At 64.9% G+C, this 8,973-nt stretch carries 7 protein-coding genes; all 7 read right to left on the bottom strand.

All coding sequences use genetic code 11. The features are described 5' to 3' along the window. Positions 1-55 precede the first annotated feature (55 nt). Positions 56-3,985, bottom strand: coding sequence for a tetratricopeptide repeat protein (locus tag GF399_01005; protein ID MBD3398892.1), 3,930 nt, complete (start codon positions 3,983-3,985; stop codon positions 56-58). Positions 3,986-4,102: 117 nt separating this feature from the next. Further along, a complete protein-coding gene (locus tag GF399_01010) occupies positions 4,103-4,621 on the bottom strand; it encodes a redoxin domain-containing protein (GenBank protein ID MBD3398893.1) in 519 nt (172 codons plus the stop codon). Positions 4,622-4,655: 34 nt separating this feature from the next. Beyond that, the gene (locus tag GF399_01015) at positions 4,656-4,898 is read right to left on the bottom strand and encodes a hypothetical protein (protein ID MBD3398894.1); all 243 of its coding nucleotides are present in this window, start codon (positions 4,896-4,898) and stop codon (positions 4,656-4,658) included. 489 nt (positions 4,899-5,387) lie between these two features. Then, on the bottom strand, positions 5,388-6,365 hold the full coding sequence (locus GF399_01020; protein ID MBD3398895.1) for a cation diffusion facilitator family transporter: 978 nt from the start codon (positions 6,363-6,365) through the stop codon (positions 5,388-5,390). A gap of 3 nt (positions 6,366-6,368) precedes the next feature. Further along, positions 6,369-7,037, bottom strand: coding sequence for a hypothetical protein (locus GF399_01025; protein MBD3398896.1), 669 nt, complete (start codon positions 7,035-7,037; stop codon positions 6,369-6,371). 64 nt (positions 7,038-7,101) lie between these two features. After that, the gene (locus GF399_01030; protein ID MBD3398897.1) at positions 7,102-8,076 is read right to left on the bottom strand and encodes a hypothetical protein; all 975 of its coding nucleotides are present in this window, start codon (positions 8,074-8,076) and stop codon (positions 7,102-7,104) included. Positions 8,077-8,652: 576 nt separating this feature from the next. Continuing rightward, positions 8,653-8,973, bottom strand: a 321-nt coding sequence (locus tag GF399_01035; GenBank protein ID MBD3398898.1) for an IS1595 family transposase, incomplete at its 5' end; no start/stop codon positions are given.

Below are 8,973 nucleotides of genomic sequence, written 5' to 3' on the forward strand. Positions count from 1 at the left end.
AGCTTAACCAAGCATAGCCCAAGCCGGCCGAGATAACCATTCCAGCGGCGCCGGCTCAGTCCCGGCGGCGCAGCTCCTGGAGGATCTGTTCGTACCGGTAATCCGGTGTCCGTTCGTAGAGCGTGGTGAGCCGTTCCATCGCCAGCCGGCGGTGCTCATTGTTCCCGCTGATCTTCCAGCGGTGGTAGCTCAACAGGGCGAGCCGCTGGGGATCATCGTACTCCTCCAGCAGGGCGGCGAGGGCCGCCAAACCGGCGGCGGTGTCGCGCCGGGCCAGCAGCCTGGCCCGCAGCACCTCGGCGTCGTAGATCGCGTCGGGGAACTTGACCCGCTCGGCCATCCGCAGCCCGTCTTCGGCCAGGCCCTCGGCGGTGGTGTAATCCCCGCTGCCGTAGACGCACTCGGCCTCGAGAACGCGAAAGACCGCTATGAAGAGGGCGTTCTGGAGCTCTTCGGCCAACCGCTGTCCTTCCTTGGTGAGCTTCAGCGCGGCGGCGAAATCCCCGGCATGCTTATAGGTGTCGGCTTTGTTATAGATCGCGACGGTAACCTGGGAGATATCGCCGATTTGTCGGGCGATATCGATCTGCTGTTCGATCAGTTCGATCGCGCCGGCGAAAGCGCCGCGCATCCGGTAGAGCTGTCCCATATTGCCGTAGATCACGGCGATTTTACGCTTGACACCCTGCTTGCGGCAGATAGCGAGGGCGTCGCGAAAAAAGTCGTCGGCCTTGTCGTAGTGCCCCATATTCATGTGGACGATCCCCATATTGCCCAGCAAGGAGGATTGATCCTCCAGGCTGCCGGATTCCAGCAGGATGTCCGCCGTCTTCTCGTACCAGTACAGGGCTTGCTCATATTTGGAGAACAGGCTGTTGAGCGACCCCAGAGCCATCCTGCAGGAGGCCAGCTCGGCCTGGTGAGCCGGATTGCTCCGGGCGATTTCCAGGGCGGTCGTCAGGTTTTCCTCGGACAAATCGTACTGTCCCCTATCGGTGTAGATATGGCCGATGGTTCTGTAGACATTGCTCAACAGCAGTTTGTCATCCAGACTGGTGGCCAGCTCCACGGCCCTGTTGAGGTGGTTCAGCGATTGTTCGGCATCGCCCAGATAGTGGTTCACCAGACCTTTCCTGTTCAGAATGCGCGTCATCAGGGCTTTATCGCCCAATTCCTCGACCAGCGCCAGGCACTCATCCAGTTTGCCCCGCTGCTCCTCCCAGCGGCCCACCCGGTTGAGGACGTCGGCCATCTTGTTCAGCAACTCATAGCGCTCCCACGGTGTGCTGATATGCTCCAGGGCGGTCTCGTAGAGGCCGAGGCTCTCCTCGTTCATGTACTCGACCTTGGCGAAATCCGCCGCCTTGATCAGATACTCGCGCGCCTTGGCGCTGCGTTCGGCCTGATGGTAATGGTAGGCGATGTCGGCGTAGCGGTTCTTATCGTCCCCGTGCAACTGCTCCAGGGTCTCGCCGACGAGGCCGTGGAGGGTGCGCAGCCGGCGGAAGAGCTGCATCTCGTAGGCCGCCTCGCGCAGCAGGGCGTGCTTGAACAGGTAGAGCAGCTCGCCGACCAGGGACCAGATCGCCGCGTCCTCGCCCTGTTGCAGCAGAGGTTTGACCGCCGCTCGGGTGACCCGCTTCGAGATCGCGGTGACCACTCCGGCCAGAACCTCGGCCTCGAACTCCCGCCCCAGCACCGCGGCGACCTGGACCAGTTCCCGCAGGTTGAGCGACAGGCGGTCGATGCGGGCGATCAGCATCGGGCGCAGGCTGTCGGGAACCGCCGCGGTGTCGCTGACCAGGGTGTAACGCTCCCCGTCGCGCTTCAGTAGCTCGTTCTCCTTCAGGTACAGGGCCAACTGCTCGAGGTAGAAGGGATTGCCCGCCGCACGGTCGTTGACGAAGTCTCTGAGCTCGTCATCGGCGGGCCCGCCCAGTTTGTCGGCCAGCAGTTCGTCGTTGCCGCCGGCGGGCAGGGGGCCGAGTTCGAGTTCTGCGACGACGGCCTGCGCCGGGGTCTCGAGGCGGGGTTTGTCCCCGTCGTCCCGGTAGCGGCTGAGCAGGAGCAGGGTCAGGGGATAGGCCGCCGCGGCCTGGAGCAGGGCCTGATAGATGACCGCCGATTCCTCGTCCAGCCACTGCAGATCGTCCTGGGTGACGACCAGGGGCTGTAGCAGGCTCTGGGCCAGGAAGAAGCTGACCACGGCGGTGACCGTGTTCTCCGAGCGCCCGCTGGGGTTGAGCTGCTCGTAGAGGGAGCCCTCCCGGTAGAGGCCGATCAGGGCCGCCAGCAGAGACTCCGTCCGCTCCAACTCGGCGATCAGCTCGCCCGAGCGCTCGTCCGACGCGGCCGACAGCTGCTCGAGCATCCGCTTCCAGCGCCGCTGGAAGCGGGCGGTGTTGACCGCCGCCGTCTCGTTCTCCCGGTAGCCGAAATAGTTCTTGAAGAGAGCCGTGAAGGGATTCTTGCTCTTCTGCAGGATCTCGTCGGCCTGCAGCTCCAGCAGGCCGAACCGCGTGCCGAGGCGCCGCGAAACCTCGTGGACCAGGCGGGACTTGCCGATGCCCGGGTTGCCGTAGATGTAGAGCACCGCGGGCCGTTCGTCGCCACTCGAACCCTCGATGAACTCCCGGACCCGCCGCAGCTCCGCCGCGCGCCCGAGGAAACGCCCCGCGAAGAAGCGGCTCTCCACTTTACGGGTCGCTTTGCCGATACTCAGAACCTCGACGGGGCGTTCGAGCCCCTTGAGCCGCTCGCTGGAGCGCTCATCGATCTGGTAATCCGGCGTCAGGCTCCGGCCGACGTTGCCATCAACCAGCAGTTCGCCCCAGTCCGCCCGCTGCATCAACCGGGCCGCCAGGTTGACCGCGTCGCCCAGGGCGGTGTACTGGCAGCGCTTCGTCGAGCCGACGAAACCGGCGAATACCGTGTCCCGGGAAACGCCGACCCGGGACTCGTCGCCGAAGCGCTCGAGCAGCTCGGCGGCGAAGTCCAGCGCCCGCTTGACGTTGTTCTCGTGGGAGCGCGGAGCGCCGAAGAAGCACGACAGGTGCGGCCCCTTGTCGTCGACGATGAAGCCGTTGAAATAGCCGCCGTACTCGCGGCACAGCGGCAGCACCGTCCGGGCGACCTCGTCCAGGTTGGCGAAGCTGACCTCACGGCGCAGGGCGGAGAAGACACTGACCACGTCGCGGAACTCATCGCGCAGCCCGGGGAGCAGGGCCTCCGGCGAGGTGAAGGGGGCTACGAGACGCTTGCTCAGGCGGCGCAGACGCCTTCCACGGCCGCCGCCTTCAGCGTTGCCTGACAAATCCGCTGTTGCGTCGTCGACGGTGGGGAAGCCGTCGGTGGTAACGATCTCTCCGGGCCGGCAGACGCTGTTCAACGCCGCGCAACCGCTCAGGCCCGGCCCGGCGAAGTAGTAGCTCTTGGCCTCGCCGGCTCCCAGGACGCCCCACTCGATCCGACCGTAGGACAGGCCCAGCTTGGCCAGCACCTCACGCCTCACGGCCGCCCCCTTCCGGCGCCGGTTGCGACGGTCCAGCTTGTCCCGGATCGCAACGGCCGTCCGTACGGCTCGGGCGCAAACCCGCCGCCGCGAGACGTCACCTTGCGGGAAGAGGGCGATCAGCGAATCTCCGGCGAAGCCGGTGACGAAGCCCCCGCCGTCGTAGATGGTGGCGATCGTAGGCGTCAGCACACCCTTGAGCAGCAGCGACAGCTCCTCGGCCCCCGCCCGCCCCCTGGCCTGCAGCTCCCGGGTGATCCGGGTGAAGTCGACGATATCGAAGAACAGGGCCGCCGCGGAGAAAGCGCCGCTGTGACCGTCCCGCCCATCCTGTTCCCGTTCATCCTGTTCGATGATGAAGCGCGGCACGATATTGATCCGGGACATCGAGGCGGCCTTTCCGAAGCGGCTCGGACGCGGCGCAATCCGCCGGCCGAAGAGCACGGGTCGAGGTATTCTCGATAACGTATCCATAATATAACCGCCGGGCAAGTCTTTTCAACCGTTTTCACCGCGGCGGCACACGCTGATCCGGCGATGACAGAAGCGGACGCCCGCGGGCGTCCGCTCGTTGCTCGTTTAAGCCTCCGGCTAGAGTGTCGGCTGGCCCGGCTTCCAGTCCACCGGGCAGGCCTCGCCCGTCTGGTAGGCCGAGATCAGCCGCAGCGTCTCCTCCACCGAACGGGCCACCTTGGGCTCGGTGACCATGATCGCCCGCACCTTGCCCTCGGGGTCGATGATGTAGGTCCCCCGGGTCGAGACGCCCGAATCCTCGAGGAAGGTCCCGTAGAGCCGCGAGATGGTCCCGTCACGGTCGGTGAAGTGCGGGTAGGGCAGGTTGCCCAGATCGCCCTTCTGCCACTCCTTGTGCTTCTCCAACTCGTCCGTCGAGCCGGCGACGAAGACCGCACCCAGCTCCTCCAGCCGGGCCCTGTTATCGCGGAAGGCCTTTAGCTCCGTCGGGCAGACCGGGCTGAAGTCCGCCGGATAAAAGAACAAAATGACCCATTTGCCGCGGTGCTCGGACAGCTTGAAATCCGCTTCTGAGCCGTTGACGAGGGCCTTGGTGGTGAAGTCCGGGGCCTGGGTGCCGATCGGTAATAGAGACATCTCCCCTCCCTGGGGTTGGTTTTTGTGGCGTCTCCTATTGAGACGTTATAACGATAGCATAAATATGCGCAGGTTTCAATACTTTTCGCCCGGGGAACCACCGCCGCTGCTCGAAAATGTCGCCGTCGGAGTAGTAACCGGTGTACTGGATGGGGTTCGAGAAGGAACCGGGACAGACCGGATGCAGGCTGTCGGGACGCCCGAAGGCCTCGTAATGACCCGTCCAGAGGAGCTGCTGACCCACCTTGAGGGGATCGCCGTAGGGGACGTTCAGCACGGGCTCGGCGAGTACGGCGTAGGTCGAACCGAATAACTGCCAAGCGAAATATGAGATGGTCTGATGATTACTGAGCTGGCAACGGCCTTATTGGTAGCCTGAATCCGGCTGCGGCACCGCCGCTGATCCCGCAGGTGCCAGCCGAGTTCGACGGAACCCCAGTCGCGGTGATCGTAATCGATCGTGGTCACCACGCCGTTGGCGTCGTTGACGTACTCCCGCGAGAGCTCGTAGGGCCATCGTCTCAGAGGTCAGATCGGACCTTAATAGTATAGACCGGAACAGGACGGAAGGCAACGGGTAATTGCGGGGGCCGGGGATAAAGGACCAACGGGGGCGTGCCGCCCCGGCGGATCGTGAAAGGTCGTCTATCGATTGGTGGTACGTTAGCCGCGCCTTGAATGCAGCCCCGGCCCGGCGCGGGTTTTTGCCCGCAGACCTCCCGGCTGGGGAGGTCTGCGGAATGCAAAAACCGTGACGGGCCGGGGCTCAGTCAGTGGGCGACTGGCGGCGGCAGAGGGCGCAGTCGTGCCCGCCGGGCTCGTCGGCGGGGATCAGCTCCAGGGTGGCGTGCATGACGTCGTAGTCGCGTTGCAGCTCGGCGGAGAGGTTGCGCCGCAGCCCGGCGGCCTCGTCGATGGTCAGTGCACCGTCGACGCGCAACTGGGCGGTCAGCACATTCATGCCCTTGGTGACGCTCCACAGGTGCAGATCGACGACCTCGATGACGCAGGGGCGGTCGGCGAGGAGCCGACGAACGGCGGCGGGATCGACCCCCCGGGGTGTGCCCTGGAGCAGGATGTGGACGCTCTCGCGCAGCAGGCCCCAGCTCCAGACCAGGATCACCCCGGCGATCAGCAGGGACAGCAGGGGGTCGAGGAGCCAGAAGCCGGTGTAGCGCATCACCAACCCGCCGACGACGACGGCCACGGAGCTGCCCAGGTCGCCCATCAGGTGGACGAGGGCGCTCTTGATGTTCAGGTCGTCGCGCCCGGCGCGCCACAGCAGCAGGGCGGTGGCGGCGTTGACCAGCAGGCCGACGCCGGCGACGATCAGCATCTCGCCGGTGCGCACCGCACCGGGATCGATCAGGCCCTCGACGGCCTCGTAGACGATGAAGGCCACCACGGCCAGGACGGTCAGGCCGTTGATCAGGGCGGCCAGGACCTCGCCGCGGTAGTAGCCGAAGCTCTTGCCCTCGCTGACTGGGCGGTCGGCCCAGCGCAGGGCCAGGTAGCTGACGCCGAGGGCGAACAGGTGGGTGAACATGTGCCCGGCGTCGGAGAGCAGGGCCAGCGAGCCGGACCACAACCCGCCGATGATCTCGGCGATCATCGTCACCCCGGTCAGCAGGATGGCCCAGCGCAGTCGTCCGCGCTCGAAGCGGCGGTAGCCGTGATCGTGACCGTGACCGTGACCGTGACCGTGATCGTGGGCGTCGGGCTTGGGGTGGTGATGCTTGACCATGGTTTAGAACAACCGGCAGAGCAGTTCGAGCAGGCCGCCGGCGTCGTGGGCGGCGAGGACCAGGTCCAGGGCCAGCAGGGCGCCGAGGATCAGCACGGCGTTGAGGATCGTCGGGCGCTCGTTGCGCAGGGCGTCGCCCAGGCGGAACTCGCGGCCGCTCTGGACAGGATAGGGCCGCAGGCGGGGGATCAAGCGGCGTACGGCGGCGGCGTAGGGGTCGTAGTCGGCGCCGAACTCGGCCCGCAGAAAGCCCTCCTCGTAGCGCACGATCAGGTAGTAGTAGACCAGGTAGAGCAGTGGCTGGACGGCGATCAGCGGCCACCAGGCGCCCACGGTCACCGTACCGAGGACGATGATAGCGTTGGCCAGGTACAGTGGGTTGCGCACGTAGGCGAAGGGACCTTTGGTGCAGAGGAGCTTGGCGCGCAGGTCCCGGGCCCGGGTGGCCCCGCCGGCGTAACCCACGGCCCAGATGCGGATCAGTTCGCCGAGGACGACGAGGGGAACGCCGACGGCCCAGCTCCAGCCCACGGGCTCGGCGAACAGCAGCAGCAGCAGGACGAAGGGCACGGGGATCCAGCTACGCAGCTTGAACAAGACCCGGCCGACGCGCACGGTGGCAGGGGCGTTCTCGGGGACCTCGTCGGCAATGCGGGTCTGATGGTTAGTCATGCGTAAACCTAACTGGAACGTGTGAACGGGGCCGGCCGGACCGGACGCTCGGCGGGGTTACGGCCTAGTCGTTCCGGCGCACCAGCCCCAGCGGGGTCATCTGCAGCTCCTGGCCCAGCGGGTTGTCAGCGATGGCCAGCGATAACCAGTGCTCGTCGACGCCCGCGGTCTTGCCCAGCACGTCGACGTCGCCGTAGTCGTTGGCGTCGATAATCGCCGTCTCGATCCCGCCGAGGGCCGCGGATATCCGCTCACAGGTCCACTTGGGGAAGGCCGGGCCGTAGATGATGACGTTGATGTAGCGCTCGAAGGTCCCGACCCGGGTGCCGTCGATCTGGGCCACCTGGGGTCCGGCGATGCGGTAGAAGTCGCCGCGGTGGCCGAGGGTCCGGGTCACGGCGCCGACGGCGGCGGCCAGCAGGATCCGCGGCAGCCCCACCAGGTCGATGGCCGCCTGCATCTTGACCGGCAGCCCCACCGCCCCGATGCCCCAGGGCGCCTTGCTGACCCGGGCCGCGAGGAAGCGGGCCCAGAAGCCCTCTTCGATGTCGGCGAAGTTGCGCGTGCGGCCCTGGGTGACGGCGACGATCTTCTCGCTGACCACCAACACGTCGCCGGGGCGCGGCCCCGCCGGCGGGACGTAGCGCTGGCAGACCTCGACGATCTCGTCGCGCTCGGTGATCAGGTGGGTTTTGATCGGCAGGGTGCGGACGGTGCGGGTGTAGGGATTGTTGCGCTTGCGTTGGGCGTCGGGGCGCTCGGCCACCAGCTTGGTGCGGCGCTTCTGCTCGCGGTACCACTCCTTCTTCGTCGAGCGGTAGACCTTGTAGTCCGCGGTATCCGGGGAGCTGGTCTCCTCGACGAAATCGGTCTCGCGCTTCCAGAATTGCCACCACTTGCGCTGCTCGGCCAAGACGCCCTCCACGGGTTGCTCGTCGGTTGCGATTAGGGAAGTATACCCGGGCGGGGCGGAGGGGTCAAACGGCGGGGACGATGAGGGGGTCTCGACGCTACGACAGGTATTGCGACAGGGCGGGATGCGTGTGCACCCCGCCCGCTATCGCAAGCCCCGTAGGGCGGGGATTCCATCCCCGCCGTTTATCGGGCAATGTTGTATCCATCCCAACACCTATCCGCGGCGGACCTTAACCGCATACCCCGTAGGGCGGGGACTCTGTCCCCGCCGTTTACACTAGCCCAGGTAACCGTCGCCATGACAGGTACTACAAACACCGCATGTACAATAGGGGCAAGGAACACCTGGAGACGAAGGAGGTGGAGCCTGTCCAGAGCCATTACAATGCTTGCACTTACTAGACCCCCCACAGTCGGGACACGTGCTTCGCATTGTATCCATTTTTCTCCTTTTCTTAAAACCTTTGTCTATTAATAATAGTGAATAGAGTTCATATAATCATCAGGCAAGACAGTTAATTTATATAGGGATTATCACCTAATTATGAACAAGCGCGAAGTCTGCTTCTGAGAATGTATAGCGCGTTTTCGGCGTCGCGATGGTTGAATCTGAACTCCATCTCCCTGATAAACAGCCTGAAGTTACGTTTAAAGCCACCGTGATAGTCTTTAAGCGGCGCTTGGCGTAGCCCCGGACCAACTAGATGCCGTTTATGCTTATCCCGCCGTTGGTGAAATCCTGTTGGAGGTCGATGCGCCTGTGGTGGAAGCCTTTGAGTGCGAGCTTGTTATAGGCTTTCCAGCCGTCGGAGTAGACGATCGAGTCCAGCTCGACGTTCTCCAAAATGGCGCCCAGCAGGTGCTTCTCGCCGCAGTTGAACGGTAGGCTGACGCGGACCTCGCCACCCCGCTCGAGCAGCCCGAAGACGGGGATCTTGCCGCCGGCGCCCCGGCCTCGCTTTCCTTTACGATGGCCGCCGAAGTAGGCCCCATCGACTTCTATGTGCTTGTCGAATGTGCC

Source organism: Candidatus Coatesbacteria bacterium (assembly GCA_014728225.1).
In the GTDB taxonomy this organism is placed as follows: Bacteria; RBG-13-66-14; RBG-13-66-14; order RBG-13-66-14; family RBG-13-66-14; genus WJLX01.

Coding starts and splice junctions, on each gene's coding strand:
- GF399_01005 (MBD3398892.1), bottom strand. CDS start 3,985: ATGGATACGTTATCGAGAATACCTCGACCCGTGCTCTTCGGCCGGCGG.
- GF399_01010 (MBD3398893.1), bottom strand. CDS start 4,621: ATGTCTCTATTACCGATCGGCACCCAGGCCCCGGACTTCACCACCAAG.
- GF399_01020 (MBD3398895.1), bottom strand. CDS start 6,365: ATGGTCAAGCATCACCACCCCAAGCCCGACGCCCACGATCACGGTCAC.
- GF399_01025 (MBD3398896.1), bottom strand. CDS start 7,037: ATGACTAACCATCAGACCCGCATTGCCGACGAGGTCCCCGAGAACGCC.